Genomic DNA, 25,916 nt, shown 5'->3' with positions numbered 1-25,916 from the left:
AAGCTTTGGTTTTAGCCAGTCAGATATTCGCTTCCTAGGTTTCGTGGACAAAGGGTATCCAGAGTTTGACTGAGGCGAGCGCGACGAAGCCGAGATAGGATTCCTTGGTTTTGTCGTAGCGGGTCGCAACGCGTCGCCAGTTCTTGAGTTTATTGAACAGTCGCTCGATCAGGTTGCGCCACTTGTATTTCGCGCGATCATGCGCGGCGGGATTACGCCGGCCCGCCTTGGCCGGGATCACCGCCTCGACGCCCGCCGCCTCAATCTCTTCGCGGATCGCATCGGCATCGTATCCCCGATCAGCCAGGAAGGCCTCGATCCGGTCAGTTATCATGCGGAACAGCGGTGCGAAGCCCTGCACATCGTGCGCTTGCCCCGGTGTCAGCACGAAGCCGAGGGGCAAGCCTCTGGCATCGCACCTTGCGTGGAGCTTGGTGGTGAAGCCGCCGCGCGATCGGCCAAGCGCCTCGGTTTGCTGAGTCCCCTTTTTATGCCGACGGCACAATGATGTGCCCGGACCACGGTGCTATCGATCATGTCGGCGGCTGTGTCGCGCCCCGCCAGTTCCGCCAGCGTCTCCAGCATGGCATCGAACACGCCGGTCGTAACCCATCGTCGATAGCGCCGGAAAACGCTGTTCCACTTGCCATACTCATCCGGCAGGTGACGCCACTGCGCTCCGGTCCGCGCGATCCACATCATGCCTTCGAAATAGGGGCGGTTGTCCTGCGCCGGACGGCAGCCACGACCCCGCTCAGGTGGCAGCAGCGGCCCGATCACTTCCCACTCTTCGTCCGTAACGCCAATCCGCTCGCCCAAGGCTGCCTCCAAAAGCCAGCCTTGAATCAAGGTCCGAGTCCACAGTCAAGCTTTGTCCACGAAACCTAGCTTTTCAGAACCAGAACCGCACACCAATCACATAGTTTGTCACGCTCGCATCCTCGCCGTCGGCACGGGCATATTTGACGCTATCGCCCAATTTCCATTCCTGCTCGACACCGACATAGGGCGCGAATTCGCGGGCGATCTCGTAGCGCAGGCGGATGCCCGCCTCGAAACTGTCGAAACCGGCACCAACACCCAGTTCGGGAATGCCCTGCGCGGACAAGCCGACCTCCATGCGCGGCTGCAGGATCAGCCGCTGGGTAATGCGCTGGTCGAGCTCTGCCTCGATACGGGCAGTCAGGTCGCCCTTGTTCGACAGGAACGCCGCTGCATCCACTTCGAACAGATACGGCGCCAACCCCTGCACGCCGATGACCGCGTGGGTGCGGTTCGGGCCGGTCAGGTCCTGACGGATGCCCGTTTGTACATCCCACCACGGGCCGATCGCGCTGCTCCACAGGGCCTGAACCTCTGCCGATTCCGGACTTTCACCGAAGCTGCCTTCGCCCTCGCTCTTCAGCCAGAGCTTGTCGATATCGCCGCCGTAATAGCCCTGCAGGTCCCAGAGATAGCCGTCATCTCCGCCACGCGCCCGATATTCCAACCGGTCACCCTGAAGCCAGAACACGGTCATCCCGCTTACCTCGCGCGTCACCGATGCGCGCGATGCGGCCATCACCTCTGCTCCGACGAATGCATCGGCGGCATGGAGCGGACCGGAAAAGGCCTCGGGCGGCGGCGGCGCTTTCGGGATTTCGGCATCACCCGCCATCGCATCGTGGCCCATCGCGGAATGATCCATGGATTGGTGGTCCATCGCGCTGTGGTCCATAGGATGATCATCCACGTGCTGCGGGGCCTCGTGTCTCATTGCCTCATGGTCCATCGATGAATGATCGACCGTGCCGTGGGCCATGGCCGAATGATCGCTGACCGACTCGCCCGACTGTTCGGGGCATGGTGCCATCGGCATGGCGCCGTGGTCGTGCTCGGCAGGCGGGCAGGCTTCCGCCTCACTCTGCGGCATGGCGTGGTGATCGTGATCCTGCGCCAGCGCGGGAGCCGACAGACCCATCATAGGCAGAGCGAGAATAGAGGCGACGCGCATCAACCCTCCCCTCCCTGCAGTGGGCGGACGGTGACGACCTGGAACATGCCATTATGCATGTGGTAGATCAGGTGGCAGTGAAACGCCCAGTCGCCCGGCTCGTTCGCGGTCAGGTCGAATTGCGCGCTGCCACCGGGCTGCACGATCAGAGTGTGCTTCAAAGGCTGGTGGCCATGCGGGGCATCGTTCACCAGTTCGAAGAAATGGCCGTGAAGGTGGATCGGATGCGCCATCATGGTGTCGTTCACCAGCTTCACGCGGACCCGTTCATTGAACGCAAAGCGGATCGGATCATCGGTAACGGCAGAAAACTTCTTGCCGTCGAACGACCACATATAGCGTTCCATATTGCCGGTCAGGTGAATCTCCTTCAGCCGCGTCGGCTGACGCATGTCGCTGTTCATGCGCGCGGCAACAAGCTGCCGGTAGTTCAGCACGCGGTGTCCGACGTCGGCCAAACCGATGCCCGGATCGCCCATGCGGTCCACAGGGTTCATCGACACCATGTCGAGTCCGGGGCCAACCTTCACCTCGGGTGGAAGCAGGGAGGTATCGCGCATCGACATGCCGCTCATGTCCATGTCCCGCATTTCCATGCCGTCCATGGCGCCGCTACCGGAGTGATCCATACCGCCATGCCCCATGGCAGAATGATCCATCGCGCCATCCGCAGAGCCATGGTTCATTCCCATGTCGACCATGGTCAGCAGCGGCGGATCGCGCAGCGGCGGGACTGCGCCGCTGGCGCCTTGCCGCGCGGTCAGCATCGCGACCCCCATGCCAGAGCGGTCCATCGCCTCTGCCACGATGGCAAACGCATCCGCACCGCGAGGCTCGACGATCACGTCATAGGTCTCGGCATTGCCGATCTGGAACTCGTCCACTTCGACCGGACGCACATCCTGACCGTCGGCGGCGACCACCTGCATCGCCACGCCCGGAATCCGCACATTGAAGAAAGTCATCGCCGAACCGTTGATGAAGCGCAGCCGCACGCGTTCACCGGGGTTGAAAGCGAATTCCAGCCCGTCTTCGGGACCATGACCGTTGATGAGATAGCTGTAGAGCGGCGCTGAAACGTCCGAAATATCGGTCGGCATCATACGCATCCGCGCCCACATCCGGCGATCCACGCCGGACAGAGCGTAATCGTCGCTGGCGGTGGTCTTCTGGAAGTTGAACGGCGCCTCGCCCACCTTCAGTTTCTTCATCAGCGTGTGCGGATGCATCGGCGACCAGTCCGACAGCATTACCACATAGTCGCGGTGCACGCCGTGCGGATCGCCACCGGCTGGATCAATAATAATGGGCCCGTAATGGCCCATCGGCTCCTGCATGGTGTGCGCATGCCACCAGTAGGTGCCTGCCTGCCGGATCGGGAATTCGTACCGGAAACTCTCTCCCGGCTGAACCGCAGTCATCGATACGCCCGGAACGCCATCCATCAGGAAGGGCACCAGCAGCCCGTGCCAATGGATCGAAGTTTCCCCCGAGCTTTCATTCAGCAGGTCGACGACAAGGTTCTGTCCCTCTGTCAATCGCAGCAGCGGACCGGGCAGTGTTCCATTCACCGTTACCGCCGGACCATGGCGTTTGCCGGTGGCGAAGGCCGCATCCCTGACCGTCATGGAGAGATGTTCACCCGACAGAACATCGCTGCCCTTGCGCGCCATCGCGCCACCATGTCCGCCGCGCGCCCATGCGGGTACGGCATGGCCCATGCCGATCAGACTGGCGGCACCAGCGCTACTGGCCAGGAAGCGCCGACGTTGCAGTGAGAGAGGTTTGTGAACGGTCTTGAATGTCATAACCCTTGCTTACGCGCAGGCAGCAAACACCCCTCAGGAAAAATCCAGTTTCTCGCGCAATTTTTGCCGAGCGCGATAGATACGTGTTTCGATCGTTTTCTCGGTCACGCCCAATAGCTGGGCCGCCTCTGCCTGACTGCGTCCGTCCAAGGCGACTAGCACCAGCGCCTCACGCAGCTTCAGGGGTAGCCTCTCGATTGCCCGCGCCGTTCGCGTCAGCAATTCCCGGCCTGCCGCAGATCGCAACTGGTCCGGATCGTCAGAGGAAACGGCATAAATCGCGTCGGACAGGCCAACAAGCCGCGCCACCTTGCGCCGCCTGATCCTGTCGCGACATTTGTTCAGCGTGACCGTAGTCAAGAATGGTGCGATCGGTTGTTCGGGATCGAGCCTCGCCCGTGCCATCCACGTTGACGCTAGCGCCGTCTGGACGGCGTCCTCGGCATCCTCCGCCGATCCCAGCATGCGGCGGGCTAACACCATCAGGGGCGGCAGATGCGGCCTTACAAGCTGGCTGAAAGCGGACCTGTTGCCTTCTTTCGCCTTGCCGATCAGATCACGCTCATCCTTGTCAGGCCCGACCTGCACCGCGGGTCATTCACCAGGTTCGCTGGTCAGCGAACTGGCCACCTGTCGGTCGAAGCGCAGCTGCTGCTGCGGATCGAGCAGGGCGCGCATGGCAAAGACATGGCGAACCGTTGCCTTTTGCAGATCGCCCATGCGGTCGTGAACCTCGTCGATCGCGCCGACGACCTTGGGGCCGTATTCATGCTCGTCTTCCATCGCGGCCGCGAGCCCTGCATTCGCGGCGCGCAATGAGAGTTCCATTTCCTGTCGCTCTACCGCGAAATTATCTTCAAGCTGTTCCATCTGCGCTTTCTGCCGGTCGGTCAGGTCCAACTCATCATGCACAAAGTGATGGAGCGTCTGCGGCTGCGTTGTCTGGCGCAATTCACCGGCGGCGAACGCGCCAATAACGCCGGCCGCCAGCGCCAGCGCTATGGCGAGCAAAAGCTGAAGACCGCCGAGCTTCACGGTTCGACGTGCAATAGAGCGGCGGGAGAGAGATCGGTCCCATCGATCAGGCGATGTCCGGCGGCTTCCGCGCGAGCAGGCGTATGCGTGGTTGAGAAGCCAGCGCCAAGTCCGACGAACATCATAACCCCCATCAACGCAAGACGACGGCGACGAGCCGACATTGCTTTCAACCGGCCCGCCTGCATCCAGACCCCATCCATGAAATCATCGGCTATCGCGGCTTCGTCAGAGCCACTTACTCCCTTCAGGGCCATGTTCAGTCGGTTGTCGTCCTGCATACTGCCTCGATCCTGCTTGCTGCCCTTCCTTACGCCGACACTCCGACGAACCCTCAAAAATATTTGAGGGGTGCACGGGGCCAAAGCGTAATGGCCGATATGAACATGTCAAAACAACATCGCGTTCCGCAGCTTTCCTACGTCGGCGCAGCATTGCTGATGGCATTGGCGGCCTGTTCGGGCGCTGCACAGGCTGCTGGCAGCACGATGTTTCGCGATCCCAACTGTGGATGCTGCAAGGATTGGGCAGAGCACTTTACCGAAAACATGCAGTCCGAAGTGTCGGTGCAGGACAGTACCGATATGACCGCGATCAAGGATCGGCACGGAGTGCCGCGCGATCTTCGTTCATGCCACACCATGATCGTCGAGGGTTATGTAATCGAAGGGCACGTCCCTGCAACCGACATCGCGCGGTTATTGCGCGAAAAGCCCGAAGGCGTGGCCGGGCTGGCTGTAGCCGGGATGCCCGTCGGTTCGCCCGGAATGGAAATGGGCGATCACAAGCAACCTTATCAGGTCATCGCCTTTGGAGCGAACGGGCTGTCCGTATTCAGCAATTACAACTGATCAAAACTTGGAGAACAACAATGTACCGTAGTTTCATGGCAGTCACCGCCGCCGCAATACTTGCGACATCGGCCTATGCCCAGCCGACCGCTACTGCACAGCCCAGCCAAACCGCAAAACCCGCTCCCAAACCCCAGACGTGTGAAATGATGCACGGAACGACCAAGATGCAAGGCGTGATGGTCAAGGGTAAGGACGGCAAGTTGGTCTGCCAGATGATGGACCATTCGACGATGGATCATGGTGCGATGGGGCATGATCAGGGCGCGCATGATCCGCACGCAGGCCACGGCCCCCATTAAGGTCTTCAGTCCGAGTATTGAGCATTCCCCGGCATCGAATCTTGTGTCGCGATGCCGGGTAGTGGTCAGGTCTTTTTAAGCTGCGCTGGCTTTGCAAGAAGCAGGCTCTCGCCAAACCCCTTAGAGAATGCCGGGAAGATCAAGCCCCTTCTCGCGCGCGCAATCGATCGCAATATCATAGCCCGCATCTGCATGGCGCATCACGCCGGTCGCCGGATCGTTCCAGAGCACGCGTTCAAGTCGCTTGGCCGCTGCCTCGGTCCCGTCGGCAACGATGACCATGCCGGAATGCTGCGAATAGCCCATGCCGACGCCGCCACCGTGGTGCAGCGACACCCATGTCGCGCCGCTCGCGGTGTTGAGCAAGGCGTTCAGTAGCGGCCAGTCGCTGACCGCGTCGCTGCCATCCTTCATCGCCTCAGTTTCCCGATTGGGGCTGGCAACCGATCCGCTATCGAGGTGATCGCGTCCGATTACGACGGGGGCCTTCAGTTCGCCCTTAGCCACCATCTCGTTGAATGCCATGCCAAGCCGGTGCCGGTCGCCCAGCCCCACCCAGCAAATGCGCGCGGGCAGCCCCTGGAAATGGATCTTCTCCCGCGCCATGTCGAGCCAGCGGTGAAGATGCGCATCGTCAGGCATCAGTTCCTTCACCTTCTGATCGGTGCGATAGATGTCCTCGGGATCGCCAGACAGGGCGGCCCAGCGGAAGGGGCCGACGCCGCGGCAGAACAGCGGGCGGATATAGGCGGGGACGAAGCCGGGAAAGTCGAAGGCGTTTTCCACGCCCTCGTCCTTGGCGACCTGCCGGATATTATTGCCATAATCGACCGTGGGCACGCCTGCGGACTGGAAATCGAGCATCGCTTGCACATGCACCGCCATCGATGCCTTGGCGGCCTTGGCGACGGCTTCGGGCTCGCGCTCGCGGCGTTCGATCCATTCGGCCACAGTCCAGCCAGCAGGCAGATAGCCGTTCACCGGATCATGCGCGCTGGTCTGGTCGGTCAGGAGATCGGGCCGGATGCCGCGCCTGAACATCTCCGGCAGGATTTCTGCCGCATTGCCCAGCAGGCCGACCGACACGGGCTTCTTGGCCGCCTTGGCCTCCCCGATGATCGTCATGGCCTCATCGATGGTTTCCGCGCTGCGGTCGAGATAGCCGGTGCGCAGTCGCATCTCGATCCGGCTGGGCTGGCATTCGATGGCAAGGCACGACGCGCCCGCCATCACCGCGGCCAGCGGCTGCGCGCCGCCCATGCCGCCAAGCCCCGCCGTCAGCAGCCAGCGCCCCGCAAGATCGCCATCGTAATGCTGGCGGCCCATTTCGGCGAAGGTCTCATAGGTGCCCTGAACGATGCCCTGCGTGCCGATGTAGATCCACGATCCGGCCGTCATCTGGCCGTACATGGCGAGGCCCTTCTTATCGAGCTCGCCGAAATGCTCCCAATCCGCCCATTTGGGCACGAGATTGGAATTGGCGATTAGCACGCGCGGCGCATCGGCATGGGTGCGGAACACGCCGACAGGCTTGCCCGACTGGACCAGCAGCGTCTCGTCGTCCTTAAGCCGCCTCAGCGTTTCGACGATCTTGTCATAACTTTCCCAGTCGCGTGCCGCGCGGCCGATGCCGCCATAGACGACCAATTCCTCGGGCCGCTCGGCAACGTCGGGGTGCAGATTATTCATCAGCATGCGCATCGGCGCTTCGGTCAGCCAGCTTTTCGCCGATAGCTGGGTGCCGGTCGCGGGACGGATCACGCGCGAATTGTCGATACGGGTCATTAATCAGTCTTCCTGCGTCTTATCGTTTTGGGCAAAGGCAATGCATGCCTTCAGAATTTCGGTGAGGATTGCGGCGAGCGGAGCGGCACGGTCTGCATCGTATGGAGTCGGCCAATTCGCTGGCGTCGGTTCTACCGGTTCGTCGGCATAGCCGCGAATGGCGAGTTCCATCTGGATCGCGTGGATACCCTTGGTAGGCTGCCCATAATGGCGCGTCGTCCAGCCGCCGCGAAAGCGACCGTTCAGCACATGGCTGCGGCCGCTATCCGTGCAGATCGCCGCGACCGCTTCGGCAACAGCCGGATCGCAGGTTTCTCCACCATTCGTCCCGATGTTGAACTGCGGGAGCTCTCCATCGAACAGCCGCGGGATATCGCTGCGGATTGAATGGGCGTCGAACAGGACGACATTGACATGCGTCCCCCGCAGTCGCGCCAACTCTTCCGCAATCGCCGCATGATAAGGCGCGAACCAACGTTCCCTGCGGCGCATCACCTCGACTTCGTTCGGACCCTCGCCAACGTAAAGGGCCTCGCCATCAAAAGTCGTCGTCGGGCAGAGTTCTGTGGTCGCCTGTCCTGGATAGAGCGACGCGCCTGAAGGATCGCGGTTCACGTCGATGACGCTGCGGGAGATCGAGGTACGGACCGTTGTCGCGCCCAGATCGCGGGCAAACCCATAGAGCCGGTCCACCCACCAGTCCGCATCCCGCCGGGCCAGCCAAGGGGAGCGAAACTCGCCCTCCACATCTGCCAGATCCATGCCGGTGTGGGGAAACGCCACCAACAGCGGCGCATGGCCGCGATGAATCTCCAGCCAGTCGGTCATGCTACCCCCGGCAGTTCCATTCCGGTCGCGGCAGCGAGTTGACCGGAAAGCACCAGTGTTGCGGCTCTTTCCATATCGGGATGGAAATATCGGTCATCCGAGAGTGTGGGCACTTCACTTCGCACCAACCCACGGGCAGCCTCCAACGCGGTGCTGGATTTAAGCGATGCGTGGAAATCCATGCCTTGCGCCGCGGCCAGCGCTTCGATCGCGATGACATTGGCGGCATTGACCGCCATCTCGGCCAAGCGCCGCGCCCCATGCGCCGCCATCGAGACATGGTCTTCCTGATTGGCCGAAGTCGGAATGGAATCGACGCTCGCCGGATAGGCGCGCTGCTTGTTTTCCGAGACCAGCGCCGCCGCTGTCACCTGCGGAATCATGAAGCCGGAATTGAGGCCGGGCTTGGGCGTCAGGAACGCCGGCAGTCCCGACAGCGCCGGATCAACCAGCATGGCGACACGTCGTTCGGACAGAGAGCCGATCTCGCAGATTGCCATCGCCAGCATGTCGGCGGCGAAGGCCACGGGTTCAGCGTGGAAATTACCGCCCGACAAGGCTTCATCCGTATCGGCGAAGATCAGGGGATTGTCGGAAACGCCATTCGCTTCGACAGCCAGAGTGTTCGCCGCCTGTCGCATAAGATCAAGCGCGGCCCCCATCACCTGCGGTTGGCATCGAAGGCAATAAGGGTCCTGCACGCGCTCATCATCTTGCAAATGGCTGACGCGGATTGCGGAACCGGCCATCAATTGGCGCAAGGCAGTGGCGGTTTCAATCTGCCCCGCATGACCGCGCAATTCATGGATGCGCGCGTCGAATGGCGTGTCTGACCCCTTGGCGGCTTCGGTCGAAAGCGCGCCGGTCACGAGCGCGCTGCGCAGCAGGTTCTCCGCTTCGAACAGGCCTGCCAGCGCGTTTGCGCAGGAGAATTGCGTACCGTTAAGCAACGCGAGGCCTTCTTTGGGGCCAAGGGTCAAAGGGGTTAGTCCGACACGCGACAGGGCCTCCGCCGCAGGCATGCGCTCGCCGCCCAGAATAATCTCGCCTTCGCCGATCATCGTTGCCGCCATATGCGATAGCGGAGCGAGATCGCCGCTGGCACCGACCGATCCCTGGCAGGGCACGATCGGGGTGAGTTCTTTGACAAGCATCGCCTCCAGCAATGCCAGCGTTTCAGGCTTTATGCCCGATGCCCCCCTTGCGAGGCTGACCAGCTTCAACGCCATCATCAGTCGCACTACGGGTTCGGGTGAAGGATCGCCGACGCCCGCTGCATGGCTCAAAACGATATTGCGCTGAAGCGTGGCCAGATCATCGTCCTCGATCCGCACGCTGGCCAGCTTACCAAAGCCCGTGTTGATGCCATAGACCGGCTCGCCGCGCGCAAGAATGCGCTCGATGGCCGCCGCGCTTTCGACGACAGCCGGCATACATTCAGGGTCGAGCGAAATCCGTGCGCCACGATAGATTGCCCGCCAGTCAGCCAAGGTGACGGCACCGGGGATTAGTGTAATTTTGTTCATTGTCCCTTCCACACCCGGGCATGCAGCGGGTTGAAACCCATCCGATGCACGAGTTCTGCCGGATCACCGACATTCCAGATTGCAAGATCGCATTGCTGTCCTGCCGCCAGCGAGCCGACAGTGCCGGCCAGCCCCAATGCGCGGGCGGCGTTGAAAGTCGTTCCGGCGAGGCATTCCTCGACCGTCAGGCCGAACAGCACCGATCCCATGTTCATCGCCAACAGTATTGAAGTAAGCGGCGAGGTGCCCGGATTGCAGTCGGTCGCCAGAGCGATCGGCACTGATGCAGTTCGCAGCAAGTCGACGGGCGGCTTTTGGCTTTCCCGCATGAAATAAAATGCGCCGGGCAGCAGGGTTGCGACGGTGCCCGCTTCGGCCATTGCCCTCACACCAGCCTCGTCGAGATGTTCGAGATGGTCGGCCGAAAGCGCATGATAGCGTGCAGCCAAGGCGCTGCCATTCTGGTTCGAAAGCTGCTCGGCATGGAGCTTCACCGGCAGGCCATGCGCTTTGGCTGCATCAAAGACACGCTCGATCTGCGCAGGAGTAAAACCGACATTCTCGCAAAAGCCATCGACCGCATCGGCAAGACCAGCCTCGGCAACAGCGGGAATCATCTCTTCGACGACAAGACTGATGTAATCATCAGCCCGTCCCGCAAATTCCGGCGGAAGCGCGTGGGCACCAAGGAATGTCGTCCTGATCGTTACGGGTCGATTTTCCCCCAATCGTCGTGCGATCCGCAGAATGCGCATCTCGCTATCGAGATCGAGACCATAGCCAGACTTCACCTCAACCGTCGTCGCGCCTTCTGCGATCAGGGCATCCAGTCGAGGCAAGGCTCCTGCCAGCAGCTCGTCCTCGCTAGCCATGCGAGTTGCGCGCATGGTCGACTTGATGCCGCCTCCGGCCTTCGAAATTTCCTCATATGACGCGCCGGTTCGGCGCATTTCGTGCTCGGCGGAGCGATCGCCGGCATAGACGAGATGGGTATGGCAATCGATCAGCCCCGGCGTAATCAGCCGGCCTTCGCATTCGACGACTTTCGTGGCCGAGAGGTCAGGCGCCTCCGCCTCCGATCCGGCATAGACGATCTGGCCGTTCTTGGCGGCCACAAGCCCCCGCTCGATTACCAGCGGACTACTTTCCGCCATCAAGAATAGCCTGGCTCCGGTCCAGATCGTTTCGCATTGCAGCATGAGCAGCATCTCCTCGCCCGCCATTCTGTTGCATAGGGCTGCATTAATGTATAGACAAAAAATAACTCCTACTGACTAGCGGTGATAGAATGAGCCAACACTCGACGCTCCATTTCCAAAGCGCGCTGCTTCACGATGGCTGGCATTCGAACGTCACTATCTCCATCACGGATGGCGCTATCTCCGCGATCGAGAACGGCAGTCCGCCGCCCGATGGAGCGGAGCGCCATGCGATTGCCCTGCCCGGCATGCCCAATCTTCACAGTCACGCTTTCCAGAGGGCCATGGCCGGAATGGCGGAAACGCGTGGTCCCGACGGCGATAATTTCTGGAGCTGGCGCGATTCGATGTACCGGCTTGCCAGTTCAATCGGGCCGGAGCAGTTACGTGTAATTGCCGCAATGGCGCAGATGGAAATGCTGGAAAGCGGATTCACGCGCGTTGGCGAGTTTCACTATCTTCATCACGCGGCGTCCGGGCATGAGTATTCCGACATCGCCGAAATGTCGAAAGCGATCCTCTCGGCCTCCGAACAGACCGGCATCGGTATAACACATTTGCCCGTATTTTATGCCCATTCCGGATTTGGCGGGCAGCCCGCTAAGGAAGGGCAGCGCCGCTTTATTTGCGATCTGGAGCGGTTTGATCGGTTGCTGGATGCGTGCAAGGTGGCTGCAAAGGGGCTGCCGGATGCAATTGTCGGTATCGCGCCCCACTCGTTGCGCGCAGTGACCCCTGACGAACTTGCTAGCCTGCAGGAACTCGCCGCTGACGCGCCGGTCCATATTCATATCGCCGAGCAACTGCGCGAAGTTGAAGATTGCCGCTCTGCTCTTGGCACCACGCCTGTCCGGTGGCTGCTGGATAACGCCGAACTGTCAGCAAGGTGGTGCCTGATCCATGCCACCCATGTGACCGATGACGAGGTAACAGGAATTGCCCGAACAGGTGCGAGCGTTGGTCTCTGCCCCATCACCGAAGCCAATCTGGGTGACGGAATCTTTCCGGCCAGGGAGTTCATCGAGGCAGGAGGGGAATTCGGCATAGGATCCGATTCCAACGTCCGCATCGACATGAGCGAGGAATTGCGACTGCTGGAGTACGGGCAACGATTAAGCAGGCAAAGCCGCAACATTATGGCGTCGAGCGATATCCGGTCGACCGGACGCTCTCTCTATCAATCTGCGATAAAAGGCGGTTCGATGGCGTTGGGTATAGTGGCCGCTTTACGCGTTGGCGCATCTGCAGACATTGTTTCAGTGAACATGAACGCCGTGCACAGATCCGTTGTCAGTGACGACGCGGTCCTCGATCAGCTTATCTTCGCCGCTGGATCAGATGCGATTGACCGGGTGTGGCGCCATGGTCGATGCGTAGTCCGCGAAGGCAGGCATGTCGCGCGCGACAGGATCGAGGGGGATTATCGAAAAGTGCTGACGGAATTAATGGCATGACGTCGCTCCACGAACGTATCCGAAGCGATATCGAGAGCCGTATTCTCGAAGGAGAATTGCAGCCGGGCGACAGGCTGCCCATCGAGCATGATCTCATGGAGCAATACGAATGTTCGCGGATGACGGTGAACAAGGCGATTTCCGCGCTGGCAGCCGCAGGCCTGGTACAGCGTCGCCGCAAGGCAGGCACCTTTGTCGCTGTCCCCAGTGCTCACGCCATGGTTCTGGACATTCCCGATCTCGCCAATGAAGTGCGCGAGCGTGGCCAGACATATCGCTATCGCTTGCTCCATCGGGAAATTTGCGATGCAGCCAAAGTCGAAGCATCACTGGAAATCGAAGGCGACGTTCTCTGGACCGTGGGCGTGCACCTTGCAGACGGCAAGCCGTTCGCTCATGAAAGTCGCGCAGTCAGTCTAACCGCCGTGCCGGAAATCGACGATGCGGTATTTGATCCTGAAGGACCCGGCACATGGTTGCTGCGGCACGTGCCATGGACCGAAGCGGAAACGCACATAACAGCGACCGGTGCGGTCGATAGCGCAGCGCAATATCTGAAAGTGCCGGAAAACACGCCATGCCTATGCGTCATTCGACGCACATGGCGAGCGGGTGAGCACATTACCGCAGTGCGGCAATTGTTCCTCGGCGATTCGTACAGCCTGGTTGCTCGCTTTGGCGCTAACTAGCAATAATATTACACATTTATAATTTTTTTCCGCGCCGCTCTCGCCAGATATGCTGGAATGTGTCCTCAAGCCCCTTTCAAAACAACAATATGGCGAGAAAATGTTGTATATACAAAAAAAACGGTTGACCGCCTCTCATGTGACTGTTTCATTACGGCCGGAATTCAGGCCAAGGGAGGCAACCACATGCATTTCAAGACTATCCTGCTCACTGGTAGCGCGCTTGCAGCAGCGGTTGCTGCACCTGCTCAGGCGCAGGATGGCAATGCTGAGACTGAAGTGGCCTCGACCGAAGAAACTGGTCAGATTATCGTCACCGGCTCGCGAATTCGCCGCGCCGATGTCGAAGGCGTCGGTCCCACAACCGTCGTAACGGCCGAGGAAATCGAGAATACCGGCATCGTCAATGTCGAGACGCTGCTGCAACGCCTTCCCTCCAATGCCGGTCAGGCAGGCAACCAGACTGCCGCTTATTGGACGGGCAACGGCTGGGGTACTTCGCAGGTCAACCTGCGCGGCCTTGGCATCAAGCGTACGCTGGTGCTGCTGAACGGCCGCCGGCTTGTCGCTGGCGGCACCGGCGCCAACTCATCGCCCGATCTCAACATGATCCCCGTCAACATGCTAGCCCGCACCGAAGTACTGAAAGACGGCGCGTCGGCCGTTTATGGCGCGGATGCCGTGGCTGGCGTGGTCAACCTGATCACGCGGACGGATTTCGAGGGTATTACCGCGGGTGGACGATATGGTATTACCGATGAAGGTGATGGCGGCGATCTCACGCTCGACTTCATGGGCGGCCTGCGCGGCGAGCGTGGCGGCATCATGGTGGCGGCCAGCTACCAGAACACTGACCCGATCAACATGGCGACCCGTGCGCCCTGCGGCCTTTCGGAATCGAATGGGCAGCTGGTCTGCCGCAATAGCGCAGCCACGATCGGGGGGCGTGCGGCCTTGCCGGATGGCACACAGATCAACTTCAACCAGGAACTCGGCGGCGACGGCGATTTTTACGAGCCGTACAGCGCGGCAAAGCACAACTATAATGGCAATCCCGCGCTCAATGCTGTCAATCCGATCGAACGCTACAGCATCGCGGCATTTGCCGACTGGGAATTGACCGACTCCATTCAGGTATTCGGTGAATTCCTCTATACCAAGCGCGACACAAATCAGATCGCAACACCCGGCACGCTTCGCAATATCGCGATTGCGGCGGACAATCCCATCAACCCCACTGGCGAAGACATCCTGTTGGTTCAGCGTCGTCTGGCCGAAGCTGGACCGCGCGAATTCTTCCAGGATACGAAGACCTATCAGGGTACGGGCGGTTTCCGTGGCGACTTGTCCAGCAAGTGGAGTTGGGAAGTTGCCGCAACTTGGGGTCGCAATACCGCGAAAGATGGGCAGACCAATGTCGCCAATCTTGAAAACGTTGGCCTCGCTCTCGACCCGTCCACTTGCGGCACCGGCGGTATCCCTTGCGCGGACATCCTCGGCTATGGCGACTTGACGCCTGACGTTCTCGACTATCTGCTCTTCACCTCGGTTGGAACCGGCGGAAACGAGCTGTTCTCGGTGACTGCAGACGTCACTGGCGAACTCTTCCAGCTTCCCGCAGGCCCGGTCGGCTTCGCGTCGGGCGTTACCTATCGCAAGGAAAAAGGCTGGCGTAATCCCGATCCGCTAACGGTGGCAGGCATTGCCAACACCAACCAGCAGGATCCGATTTCAGGCTCGATCAGCGCGAAGGAGGCCTACGCCGAGGTATCGATCCCCGTGTTCGCCGACGCGCCCTTCGCAGAGGCCTTCACAATCGACGGCGCGCTGCGTCTGTCGGATTACGACCTGTTCGGCACCGACTGGAACTACAAGCTGGGTGCGGATTGGGAAATCACCGGTGGCCTGCGACTGCGTGCAACCTATGGCACCGGCTTCCGCGTTCCCAACGTCCCTGAACTGTTCAGCGGGGTTTCGGAAGGTAATCTGACGACCACCGATCCGTGTAGCGGTTACAGCACAAGTGGGAACACAACGCTGATCGCCAATTGTCAGGCATCGGGCGTTCCCGCCGGATATGTCCAACTCGGCAACACCGTGCTTACGACCACTGGCGGGAACCCCGATCTGCAGCCCGAAAGCTCAACCACCTGGACGTTGGGAGCAGTGTTCCAGCCTCGTGGTATCGTTCCGGGCCTGACGCTGACGGCGGACTGGTTCGACATCGACATCGAGGACGCTATCCGGACGATCCCTGGATCGACCAAGCTGGCTGTCTGCTATGCGAGCGAAAACCTCAGCAGTCAGTTCTGCGACGATTTCACGCGCAGTTCGCTGACTGGCGAGGTCACCTACCTGCAGGCGCAGTCGGTCAACGCGGGTCTTGAGAAGATGAGCGGGCTTGATCTGGGCATGATCTATGATCGCTCGATCGGTGATTTCCAGGTCTCGCTTAACCTCAATGTGACATGGCTCAACGAATATGTCGTCTATCCGTTCGAAGGCGGCGATCCGATCAACTTCGACGGCTATATCGGCGGCGGCAATGGCGGCTATCCGGATTGGCGCGGCTATGGCGTGTTGACTGTGGCGAATGGTCCGGTGATCGGTACATGGTCCACCCAGTGGATCGGCTCGGCAACCGACTTTAATGCCGATCCGGGTGACATCGGTTATGAGACCCCTGACGTGTTCTATCACAATGCGCAGGTCGCCTTCGAAGTAAATGACACAACCCGGTTCTCCATCGGCGTCGACAACATCTTCGACCGTAAGGCTCCCTATATCCAAAGCTACACGGACGCGAATACCGACACGATGACCTACGACCTGATGGGCCGGAGGTTCTACTTTGGCGTTCGCACCGGTTTCTGATCGGTCTGATTCTGATTGGAAAGCATAATGAAGATCCGTTGGCCACTATTTGTCCGTCGCCTGCATAAGTGGCTGGCGCTGGTCATTGGCCTGCAGGTGGTGTTGTGGACGGCGACCGGTTTCTACATGGTCGTCGTCCATATCGACCGGATTCATGGCGATCACCTCGTCAAGACGGTTGAGCGACCTACTCTGGACATTTCATCTGTAGTTGCACCCGGCACGGTCCTTGCGGCTGTGCCGGGTGCGACCGACATTCGCAGTACAACCCTTTTAGATCGCCCAGTCTGGCGCGTGACAGATTCCGAGGGCACTCAACTGTTCGACGCAGCAAGCGGAGAGCGGCTGAAGCAAATCGATGCGAAACAGGCGGAAGCCATTGCGCGCAGCCTGTACACTTCCAATGATGACGTGAAATCCGTCGACTTGCTGACCGAGGCTCCAATCGAAATGCAAGGTCGCGAGCCGCCGTACTGGCAGGTCAGTTTCGATCGGTGGGACAGCCCCACCCTCTATATTTCCCCCGAATCCGGCGAGCTTATTTCACGTCGCCACTCGCTCTGGCGCATCTTCGACTTCGCCTGGATGCTGCACATCATGGATTATGACGACCGCAGCGATGTGAACAATCTACTGCTGCGCACCAGCACGTGGCTCGCGACTGCTATGGCGGCCAGCGGCGCATGGCTGCTGATCTGGGCCTTCCCCCGCCGCCGCAAAAAAAAGAAGAAAAGCGCATGAAGCGTATAAGGTTCACGCCCCTGTTCTTCCGGCGCATCCACAAATGGGTGGGTTTGGTGTTGGGCATCCAATTCCTTCTTTGGTCGCTGAGCGGCGCGATGATGGCGTTCATCGATATGGAAGATGTCCGCGCGCAGCCGCCGGTTTTCTACCACGCCATCGCCGCCCAAGGATTGCTGCCCCCTGATCAACTGGATTTGGGGAAATCGGTCCAATCCATTCGGCTGCACATGTCGGATGGACGTCCGATTTATGAGATTGTCGAGAGCGGCCTTGTCCGTCTGATCGACGGAAGCACCGGCGATGCAATCATAGTCGACGAAGCACTTATCCGGCAGCGCGCCAGACTGATCCACGGGGCTAAGGTCCGGTCGGTATCCCTGCTCGATGCCCCCAATCTTGAGGCACGCGAGTTCGATGGCCCCATGTGGCGCGTCGATTTCGCCGACACCGAAAACACCAGCGCCTATTTCGCTGCGGACACCGGCCAGTTTCTTGTGGCCCGCGGAGATGGCTGGCGGCTGTGGGACTTCTTCTGGATGCTCCACAACATGGATTACGTGAACAGGACCAGTTTCAACCACCCGCTGATCATCGCGGTGGCCTTTGGCGTCCTGTTTCTGTCCGGCACCGGTTTTTACCTCTTGTTCAAATCATTCACCCGTCGCGATTTCAAATGGCTCAAGCGATCGAGTCCGAAGAAGTCCAAGCCACCTCTGACCTCCGCCGGTTAAGCCCCAGCTGCCCCGGCGATCATCTGCAATTTCAAAAATCCGATATGGAGGGTTCGATTGATGAGACTTGCTGCACTACTTCTGCTTGGCGCGACCATTCCGCTTGCGGCCTGCAACACCGCTGAAGAAGCTCCGACCGAAGAGGCAGGCCACACCCACGGCGAAGGCGGTCACACGCATGATGTCGACGCCGTTGCCGAAGGCGATATCAAGGACGCGGAACTCGTCGCTGCCACCGATATCTCGCCCGAATATCTTCAGCTGGCAACCAATGTTGAAGTCATCCCCAGCCTTGAGGCGGCCGTAAAGTCGCCGGCTACGGTCATGACCCACGAGGGCCTGTTCGGTCCGCTGCTGTTCGCTGAAGAAACGCGTGCGTTCTTTATCGAACTTCAGCCCGGCATGTTCCTTGCTGAGCATCCCCACCCCATCGGCAGCATCGTCTATACCGTTCGCGGCAAGTGGGTTCTGGCCAGCGAAGGCAAGCGCCAGGTGATGGAAGCGGGTTCGCTGTTCCGTTTCGGCGACGGCATGCCCACCGGATGGGAAGCACCGTTCAACGAGCCGGCTCTGTTGCTTATCGTGAAGCCGAAGGGTGATTCCACCGACTACAAGGTCTTCAACGAAGGCATCAAGGACATGCAGCAGACGGTCGAAGCCGACCGCCAGAAGGGCGGTGCCTATTACTACGATGTGCTCGAAGAAGATCACCCCGCGATCAAGTTCGCGCGCAGCGTGAACCCCGAGTTCGACTCCGTCCTCGCACAAATCGACTGATCGGGGGGATCGAGGATCATGAAAGGCAGAACGATCTGTTCCGCCGCCCTCCTGGCTCTCGCGCTTTGCGGCGCGGGGGCCAGCCCTGCGGCGGCTGAAACGACTGAGAGCGCAGCCACTTCACCAGTTTCGTGGAGCATGGCTGAAGGCGTGGATGTTGCCGCCATCAATTCAGACCTGGTTGCGGGTCGCCCGACGGTGGATATCGGCATCTATATTCCTTCGAACTTCGACGAGGGGTTCGAGAAGGTAACCTTGCCCTCGATGATGGAGGCGTTTCAGGCCGCCAAGGAGATTTACGCTCCCACAGGTGTGCAACTGAACCTGCTGTTCGTGAAAACGGGTGAGATTGACGAACGTTTTCTCGCCATCCAATCGAACGAGATTCCGCGCATTCCTGACACGGAATACGTCAATTCCTACGTGGCTTCGAAGCGTCACCCTTCGGAAATGACGAATATGGCGAAAGCAGCGTTCGAGAGCATTGTCGAACCTGACGTTGCCAATTCGCGCACCGTTTATCTCGTTGCGCTTCAGGACGTGATCTTTCCGTTCCTGGAAGTGGCCGAGGGCCGGAACTGGACGGTCAAGATGGTGCGGACGGGCGGGCTTTCCTTCCCGACCTATTCCTATCACGACACGCTTCCTGAGCGTCTGCGGGGGATCATCAGCATCACTAATCTCTCGACGCCGAGCCGCAAGCGTCGGACGATCGCCCATGAGATCGGGCACAAGGTGATGAACGTCAGCCACGAGTACAAAACCACTAACCCGGCGCACGAAATCTACGCCGAAGGCGGGCTGATGCTTTACGGCGCTGGTGAGGATATTCCTTCGGGCGAGGAAGGTCGCTGGCACCTTGAACGGCTGCTGATGTCGCCGTTCGTCTATCGCCTCGACGAGCAGGGTCGGAAGCAGTGGAACCCGGACTATAAGGAAGGCGGGCACTACTACGATCCGCTGTATGGCGAAAAGGTCGTGCACTTCCCCGGCGTTTCCGAGATGGACCCCGACTGGTAAGAATCTGGCAACGCTGAACAATGTCCGTTCTGATCACATTTGATTGAGCTGAGGCAATGTTCAGCGTTGCAACGATTTTACAAGCGTCATAAGCTTAACCTTCATGCGCACTGCTCTTGGCCTTCTTCTTGCAGTCTTGATGCTCGTATCCCACGGCGGATTTTCGGGTGCGATGCCGCATGTGGACCATTCGCATGAGCATGGGCATGAACATTCCGAAGCGGGCCATCATCTGCCCGCTTCAGACCATTCCACTGCAGAAGCCGACCACCCAGTGGTCACGCAGATGGCTGCGGCTGACGCTGCAAAAAGTGAAGAACCAGCTTCCCATCCTGCACCACACGGCCACGCGGTTCTGGGTATGCCGGAAACCGGAGCGCACTTCGCTTCGGTTGAATATGCACGGACCCTTCCCGTGCCTTTGCCCACCGCTCCCCTCATGGGCACCAGTTCGGCCCCGCTAACCCAGCCACCCTTAGCCTGACCTTTCCTTCTTCACGCCCGGAATCTGTCCGGTGCGTCTGTTTCGGAAAGTTCAGGAGTTTCCATAATGAACGCGATCACGCGTGCCGCTTTGCTGGCGGTCACGTTTTTGTCGACCAGTGCCGTTCAGGCTCAGGAGTTGACACTTGAAGAGGCCATTCGCGCATCAATCGCCGGCTCGCCGCAGGGCGAGGCGACGGCTGCGACTATCGACGGCTTGAACGCCGCGCGCGATGCGGCTGATACCGGTCCTGCCCCCACCATCGAGGGTACGGTCGAGAATATCGGCACCGCCGGATTCGACCAGTTCCAGGTCGATGCGACCTATCACCAACGGCTCGAACGCGGCAGCAAACGTCAGGCGCGCATCCGGCTAGCCGAGGGCGAGATCGGGATCGCGCAGGCCGGGGCGCTGATCCGGCGGCTCGACCTCGCACAGGACGTGCAGGAACTCTATGTCGAGGCGCAGGCTGCCACGCTGAACATCGAACTTGCGAAGAGCCGGGTCGAGATTGCTGAAACGCTGCGCAAGGAAGTCCAGCGCCGCGTTGACGAGGCACGCGATCCGCTGTTTGCCGGAACCCGCGCAAGGACAGAATTGGCCGAGGCCGAAGTCGATCTTGAACTGGCGGAACACGCGCTGGATGCGGCAAGGGCGCGTCTGGCCCTGCTGAGCGGAGTGGATGCCGCAAATGCGGAGATCGTGTCGGAGGGGTTTCTGGACATGTCCTCCCCCGTCGGTGCCGGTTCGGACCTCAGTTCTATCGACCTCGCCCTGTTCGAGGCTAAGCGTCAGCGCGCCGATGCCAATTATCGTCTTCAAGAGGCGAACGGCTCCACCGATCCCACCGTGTTCGCAGGGCCTCGTTATATCGGCACCGGCGATGTTGCGGTGGTGGCCGGTGTTTCGCTGCCTCTTGCCAACCGCGCGTTGAACAGGGCCAACATTGAGCGCGCAGCGGCCGAGCAGCGGCAGGTGGAAGCCGATCTCGCGGTTGAACGTTACCAGCGTCGCCGCGACCTCGCCCTTGCGGTAGAGCGGGTGGAGGAAGCCCGTCACGAGGCCGAGGCAATCAGGGACAAGGTCGTCCCCGGCGCGGAACAGACGCTGAAGGAAGTGCGCGCCGGATATAATCGCGGCGGCTTCACCTTCCTCGATGTCTCCACCGCGCAGACCACTCTGCACGATGCTCGCATTCGCTTCGTGGATGCACTCACCGAATATCATATTGCCAAGATCGAACTGGACCGCTTGACCGGCCGGTTTGCGGATCTTGTTGGGGGTTACTGACCATGCGCAAGTTCCATCTGATTTCCGCCCTGCTGCTCGCCACACCTCTGATGGCATGCGGCGGCAGCGCCGAAACGCCGACCGAAGCGGAAGGGGAAGCACCCGCCGCCGATTACGAGCGCGGACCGCACAACGGCCGCATGCTGCGCGACGAAAATTTCGCCATCGAGGTGACAGTCTTCGAGGATGGCGTGCCGCCCGAATATCGCCTCTATGCCTATCGCGACGACCAGCCTGTCGTCCCCGAAGAGGTGCAGGCGCGCGTCACGATCAAGCGCCTCGATGGCGAGGTCACGAACTTCAGCTTCAAGCCGCAGGACGATTTCCTTCGCGGACAGTCGGTGCTGGTCGAACCGCACAGCTTCGATGTTTCCGTCGCAGCGAGCGAGGGTGGCCGCAATCACAAATGGGACTTCGCGTCCTATGAAGGTCGGGTGAACATTTCCAATGCCACCGCAGAAGCCGCAGGGATCACGACCGAGACCGTCGGCTCGCAGCGGGTGGGCGAGACGGTGGAACTGATCGGCAGGGTCGAGATCGACCCATCGGGCAGCGCCGAGGTGGGCGCCAAGTTTCCCGGCCCCGTCGTCTCGGTCCATCGCAACGTCGGCGACGCGGTGGCGAAGGGCACGCTACTGGCCAAGGTTGAGAGCAGCTATTCGCTTCAGACCTATTCGATCTATGCGCCGATTGCAGGCGTCATTACCCAGCGCAACGCCAATGTCGGCACGATTGCCGGTGAAAGCCCGCTGTTCGTGATCGCCAACCCCTCGCGCACCGTGGCGACTTTCCCGGTGTTCCCGCGCGACATGGAAAAGATCCGATCCGGCCAGCCGGTGCAGATCAGCGGGCTTGAAGGACAGCGTTCGCAGGGCAGCACGATCCGCGATTTCCTGCCGCTGGCCGACATCAGTAGCCAGTCGATCACCGCGCGGGCATCCCTTCCCAATCAGGACGGATATTGGCGTCCCGGCATGGCCGTGCGCGGTATGGTCACAATCGACCAGCGCACCGTGCCCCTGGCCGTGCGTACCGATGCGATCCAGCAGTTCCGAGATTTCCGCGTCGTCTTCGCCAAAATCGGCGAGACCTATGAGGTGCGGATGCTCGAACTGGGGCAAGAGGGGCCGGAGTGGACCGAGGTGCTGGGCGGGATCAAGCCGGGCACCGTTTACGCCGCCGAGAACAGTTACGTGATCAAGGCCGACATCGAGAAGTCCGGCGCGAGCCACGATCACTGAGGGGCAGATCGACCATGCTTGAGAAAATCATAGAGCTGTCGATCCGGCAGCGTATCGCCGTGCTGGTGGCCGTGCTTCTGCTCGCGGCCCTTGGCATCTGGAATTTCGGGCGGCTGAAAATCGATGCCGTGCCCGACATCACCAATGTGCAGGTGCAGATCAACACCTCCGCACCCGGCTTCTCGCCGCTGGAGGCAGAACAACGCATCACCTTCCCGGTAGAGACTGCCATCGCCGGTTTGCCGGGGCTGGAATACACCCGCTCGGTTTCGCGCTACGGCCTGTCGCAGGTGACCGTCGTGTTTGAGGACGGGACCGACATATATTTCGCGCGCCAGCTGGTAAACGAGCGACTTCAGGCCGTGCGGTCGAACCTGCCCGAAGCGGTCGAGCCTGAACTTGGCCCCATCGCTACCGGGCTTGGCGAAATCTTCATGTATACGATCGAGGCCGAACCGGGTGCGGTGAAGCCCGATGGCACGCGCTATACTGCACAAGACCTGCGCACGCTGCATGACTGGGTGGTGCGACCTCAGCTTCGCACCGTGCCGGGCGTGACCGAGGTCAATTCGGTCGGCGGCTATCGCAAGGAATATGTCGTCTCGCCTTTGCCTGAACGGCTGGCCGGTTTCGGCATCACCGTCGAGGATGTCATCTCTGCACTCGAAAAGAACAACGCCAATGTCGGTGCCGGTTATGTCGAGCGGTCAGGCTCGCAGTTCCTCATCCGCGTGCCGGGGCAGGCCGAGGGCGAGCGCGATCTTGCGGGTATCATCGTTGCATGGCGCAATGGCGTGCCGGTGCGGATCGCCGATGTGGCCGACGTTTCCATCGGCTCCGAAATCCGCAGCGGCGCAGCCACCAAGGACGGGCAGGAGGTCGTGCTAGGCACGATCTACATGCTGGTGGGTGAGAATGCCCGCGATGTCAGCGTGGCGGTCGCCGAGCGACTGGAAGAGGTCAATCGCTCGCTTCCCGGCGGGGTAATCGCGAACACCGTCTATGACCGATCGAAACTGGTCGAGGCTACGGTTGGCACGGTCGAGAAGAACCTGGCCGAAGGGGCGATGCTGGTCATCGTCGTGCTGTTCGTGCTGCTAGGCAATATCCGCGCGGCGCTGATCACGGCGGCGGTCATTCCGCTGTCGTTCCTCCTTACCATCACTGGCATGGTCGAGAGCGATGTGTCGGGCAATCTGATGAGCCTTGGCGCATTGGACTTCGGCCTGATCGTCGATGGCGCGGTCATCATCGTCGAAAACTGCCTTAGCCGTTTCGGGCAGGCGCAGCATTCACTGGGCCGCCTGCTCAATCGCGACGAGCGGTTCAAACTGGCCGCCAGCGCCTCTGCCGAGGTGATCAAGCCTAGCCTGTTCGGCATCCTCATCATCACCATCGTCTATGTCCCGATCTTCGCGCTGGAGGGCGTGGAAGGAAAGACGTTCCATCCCATGGCGCTGACCGTGGTGATGGCGCTGACCGCGGCGCTGATCCTTTCGCTCACCTTCGTGCCCGCCGCGGTCGCCACCTTCGTGACAGGGCGGGTCGAGGAGAAGGAAAACCGGGTCATGCGCGCAGCGAAATCGCGCTACGTGCCTTTGCTCGACTGGGCGATCCGGCAGCGCAAGCTTGTGCTGGTAGGGGCAGCGGCGCTGGTCGTGCTGTCGGGGCTTGCGGCAACGCGCTTGGGGTCGGAGTTCATTCCCAACCTCGACGAGGGCGATGTCGCCATGCACGCGCTGCGCATTCCGGGCACCAGCCTGTCGCAGGCGATCTCGATGCAGTCGGCTGTGGAGGATGCGATCAAGACCTTCCCCGAAGTGGACAAGGTCTTTGCCAAGATCGGCACCGCCGATGTGGCGACCGATCCGGTGCCGCCATCGGTGGCAGATACCTTCATCATCATGAAGCCGCGCGATCAGTGGCCTGATCCGCGCAAACCCAAGGCTGAGCTTGTGTCCGAACTGAACGAGGCGGTGCAGAAGGTGCCCGGTTCGCGCTACGAGTTCATCCAGCCGATCCAGATGCGCTTTAACGAGCTGATCGCTGGCGTGCGCGCCGATGTGGCGATCAAGGTCTATGGCGACGATCTTGACCAGCTTGCCGCCACCGCTGCCGAAATCGAGGGTGTCGTCACCTCGATCGAAGGTTCGGAGGACGCGCAGACCGAGCAGGTCACAGGTCTTCCGTTTATTCAGGTTGTGCCGGACAGGGTGCGGCTTACCCAGCTTGGCCTAAACGTAGATGATGTGCAGAGTGTGGTTTCCACCGCCATTGGCGGCACGCCTGCGGGGCAGATTTTCGAAGGCGACCGGCGCTTCAATATCGTCGTTCGCCTGCCGGAGGATCTGCGCGAGAACGCACAGGTTCTCGAACGCCTGCCGATCCCGTTGCCCGGTGGCGGTTCGGTGCCGGTTGCCGAGGTTGCCAGCATCGAGCGGATCGAAGGCCCGAACCAGATCAGCCGCGAGGACGGCAAGCGCCGCGCGGTCGTCACGACCAATGTACGTGGGCGCGATCTCGGCTCCTTCATCGCCGAGTTGCGCGAGAAGGTGGACGCCCAGGTCGAGCTGCCCGAAGGCTACTGGATCGATTACGGCGGCACGTTCGAGCAATTGCAGTCCGCTGCCACGCGCCTTCAGATCGTGGTGCCCTTGGCGCTAGCGCTTATCTTCGGCCTGCTGGTGGCGCTGTTCCGCTCGGCCCGCGATGCGGCGGTGGTGTTCTCCGGCGTGCCGCTGGCGCTGACCGGCGGGGTTGCGGCACTGCTGCTGCGGGGCATACCGTTCTCGATCTCCGCAGCCGTGGGCTTCATTGCGCTGTCTGGCGTGGCGGTGCTGAACGGAGTCGTTATGCTCACCTTCATCCGCCAGTTGCTGGATGATGGAAAGCCGCTGGAGGATGCCATCAGGGAAGGCGCACTGGCGCGTCTGCGGCCGGTGCTCATGACGGCGCTGGTCGCCAGCCTCGGCTTCGTGCCAATGGCGCTCAATGTCGGCCTCGGCTCTGAAGTCCAGCGGCCACTTGCGACCGTGGTGATCGGCGGGATCATCTCCTCGACGATCCTGACGCTGCTCGTCCTGCCGGCCCTTTATCGCTTGGTACGAGGGCGCGACGCGGAACCTGCCGCCACTTCATCATCCGAAACGGCCGAGTTCCCGGCCAGCTAAACTTTCATTCGACGAGCCTGCGCCCGCTAGCGCGCAGGCTCGTACCCAAATTCAAACGGAGATTTGATTGATGCAAATACCCATACTCAGCAGGGTAAACGATGTCAGAGGACGA

Annotated in this window: 21 protein-coding genes and 1 pseudogene; 12 read left to right on the top strand and 10 right to left on the bottom strand. The window is 60.7% G+C overall.

Going from position 1 to position 25,916, the window contains the following annotated elements:
- Positions 1-34: 34 nt before the first annotated feature.
- The 6 genes and pseudogenes from LOZ77_RS02565 to LOZ77_RS02540 all read right to left on the bottom strand — a co-directional run bounded on the left by LOZ77_RS02565 (position 35) and on the right by LOZ77_RS02540 (position 5,117).
- A pseudogene (locus tag LOZ77_RS02565) lies at positions 35-780 on the bottom strand (IS5 family transposase).
- Between the two features lie 112 nt (positions 781-892).
- A complete protein-coding gene (locus LOZ77_RS02560; protein ID WP_230280650.1) occupies positions 893-1,993 on the bottom strand; it encodes a copper resistance protein B in 1,101 nt (366 codons plus the stop codon).
- Complete coding sequence (locus LOZ77_RS02555; RefSeq protein ID WP_255671159.1) at positions 1,993-3,801, bottom strand: copper resistance system multicopper oxidase; 1,809 nt, start codon at positions 3,799-3,801, stop codon at positions 1,993-1,995. The genes LOZ77_RS02560 and LOZ77_RS02555 overlap by 1 nt, the downstream gene beginning before the upstream one ends.
- Before the next feature lie 33 nt (positions 3,802-3,834).
- On the bottom strand, positions 3,835-4,389 hold the full coding sequence (locus LOZ77_RS02550) for an RNA polymerase sigma factor (protein ID WP_230280648.1): 555 nt from the start codon (positions 4,387-4,389) through the stop codon (positions 3,835-3,837).
- Positions 4,390-4,395: 6 nt separating this feature from the next.
- Positions 4,396-4,836 (bottom strand): periplasmic heavy metal sensor, encoded by a 441-nt coding sequence (locus LOZ77_RS02545; RefSeq protein ID WP_230280647.1) that lies wholly within the window; start codon positions 4,834-4,836, stop codon positions 4,396-4,398.
- Complete coding sequence (locus LOZ77_RS02540) at positions 4,833-5,117, bottom strand: hypothetical protein (RefSeq protein ID WP_230280646.1); 285 nt, start codon at positions 5,115-5,117, stop codon at positions 4,833-4,835. Before LOZ77_RS02540 ends, LOZ77_RS02545 begins: the two co-directional genes overlap by 4 nt.
- 99 nt (positions 5,118-5,216) lie before the next feature.
- Between LOZ77_RS02540 and LOZ77_RS02535 the strand changes: the two genes are divergently transcribed.
- Together LOZ77_RS02535 and LOZ77_RS02530 are read left to right on the top strand one after the other, a co-directional pair.
- Entirely contained in the window at positions 5,217-5,687 is a 471-nt protein-coding gene (locus LOZ77_RS02535; RefSeq protein WP_230280645.1) for a DUF411 domain-containing protein, read from the top strand.
- Between the two features lie 20 nt (positions 5,688-5,707).
- Positions 5,708-5,989 carry a hypothetical protein gene (locus tag LOZ77_RS02530; protein WP_230280644.1) on the top strand — a complete coding sequence of 94 codons (282 nt, stop codon included), beginning with the start codon at positions 5,708-5,710 and terminating at the stop codon, positions 5,987-5,989.
- Positions 5,990-6,109: 120 nt separating this feature from the next.
- Here LOZ77_RS02530 and hutU read toward each other — a convergent pair whose 3' ends face one another.
- From hutU to hutI, 4 genes are read right to left on the bottom strand one after another with little or no spacing between them, the layout of a single operon-like run.
- On the bottom strand, positions 6,110-7,774 hold the full coding sequence (gene hutU / locus LOZ77_RS02525; RefSeq protein ID WP_230280643.1) for a urocanate hydratase: 1,665 nt from the start codon (positions 7,772-7,774) through the stop codon (positions 6,110-6,112).
- 3 nt (positions 7,775-7,777) lie between these two features.
- Positions 7,778-8,602 (bottom strand): N-formylglutamate deformylase, encoded by an 825-nt coding sequence (gene hutG / locus LOZ77_RS02520; RefSeq protein ID WP_230280642.1) that lies wholly within the window; start codon positions 8,600-8,602, stop codon positions 7,778-7,780.
- Positions 8,599-10,128 (bottom strand): histidine ammonia-lyase, encoded by a 1,530-nt coding sequence (hutH, locus tag LOZ77_RS02515; protein WP_230280641.1) that lies wholly within the window; start codon positions 10,126-10,128, stop codon positions 8,599-8,601. The genes hutG and hutH overlap by 4 nt, the downstream gene beginning before the upstream one ends.
- Positions 10,125-11,324 carry an imidazolonepropionase gene (gene hutI, locus LOZ77_RS02510; RefSeq protein ID WP_230281953.1) on the bottom strand — a complete coding sequence of 400 codons (1,200 nt, stop codon included), beginning with the start codon at positions 11,322-11,324 and terminating at the stop codon, positions 10,125-10,127. Before hutI ends, hutH begins: the two co-directional genes overlap by 4 nt.
- 92 nt (positions 11,325-11,416) lie before the next feature.
- Between hutI and LOZ77_RS02505 the strand changes: the two genes are divergently transcribed.
- The 10 genes from LOZ77_RS02505 (at position 11,417) to LOZ77_RS02460 (ending at position 25,801) form a co-directional block, all read left to right on the top strand.
- The gene (locus LOZ77_RS02505) at positions 11,417-12,781 is read left to right on the top strand and encodes a formimidoylglutamate deiminase (RefSeq protein WP_230280640.1); all 1,365 of its coding nucleotides are present in this window, start codon (positions 11,417-11,419) and stop codon (positions 12,779-12,781) included.
- Positions 12,778-13,470, top strand: coding sequence for a UTRA domain-containing protein (locus LOZ77_RS02500; protein ID WP_230280639.1), 693 nt, complete (start codon positions 12,778-12,780; stop codon positions 13,468-13,470). Before LOZ77_RS02505 ends, LOZ77_RS02500 begins: the two co-directional genes overlap by 4 nt.
- A 57-nt stretch (positions 13,471-13,527) precedes the next feature.
- Complete coding sequence (locus LOZ77_RS02495) at positions 13,528-16,344, top strand: TonB-dependent receptor (RefSeq protein WP_230280638.1); 2,817 nt, start codon at positions 13,528-13,530, stop codon at positions 16,342-16,344.
- A 27-nt stretch (positions 16,345-16,371) separates the two neighbouring features.
- Positions 16,372-17,085: a PepSY domain-containing protein gene (locus LOZ77_RS02490; protein WP_230280637.1), complete on the top strand. Its 714-nt coding sequence runs from the start codon at positions 16,372-16,374 to the stop codon at positions 17,083-17,085.
- Positions 17,028-17,819, top strand: coding sequence for a PepSY domain-containing protein (locus tag LOZ77_RS02485; RefSeq protein ID WP_230280636.1), 792 nt, complete (start codon positions 17,028-17,030; stop codon positions 17,817-17,819). The genes LOZ77_RS02490 and LOZ77_RS02485 overlap by 58 nt, the downstream gene beginning before the upstream one ends.
- Positions 17,820-17,879: 60 nt before the next feature.
- Positions 17,880-18,596 (top strand): cupin domain-containing protein, encoded by a 717-nt coding sequence (locus LOZ77_RS02480; RefSeq protein WP_230280635.1) that lies wholly within the window; start codon positions 17,880-17,882, stop codon positions 18,594-18,596.
- Positions 18,597-18,614: 18 nt separating this feature from the next.
- Positions 18,615-19,616, top strand: a complete 1,002-nt coding sequence (locus tag LOZ77_RS02475) for an ImmA/IrrE family metallo-endopeptidase (protein ID WP_230280634.1) — start codon at positions 18,615-18,617, stop codon at positions 19,614-19,616.
- 550 nt (positions 19,617-20,166) lie between these two features.
- Complete coding sequence (locus LOZ77_RS02470; RefSeq protein WP_230280633.1) at positions 20,167-21,390, top strand: TolC family protein; 1,224 nt, start codon at positions 20,167-20,169, stop codon at positions 21,388-21,390.
- Between the two features lie 2 nt (positions 21,391-21,392).
- Entirely contained in the window at positions 21,393-22,631 is a 1,239-nt protein-coding gene (locus LOZ77_RS02465; protein ID WP_230280632.1) for an efflux RND transporter periplasmic adaptor subunit, read from the top strand.
- Positions 22,632-22,645: 14 nt separating this feature from the next.
- Positions 22,646-25,801 carry an efflux RND transporter permease subunit gene (locus tag LOZ77_RS02460; protein ID WP_230280631.1) on the top strand — a complete coding sequence of 1,052 codons (3,156 nt, stop codon included), beginning with the start codon at positions 22,646-22,648 and terminating at the stop codon, positions 25,799-25,801.
- Positions 25,802-25,916: the final 115 nt, after the last annotated feature.

It is taken from the genome of Croceicoccus sp. Ery15 (genome assembly GCF_020985305.1).
Taxonomy (GTDB): domain Bacteria; phylum Pseudomonadota; class Alphaproteobacteria; order Sphingomonadales; family Sphingomonadaceae; genus Croceicoccus.
This window is presented reverse-complemented; position numbering and strand designations above follow the sequence as displayed.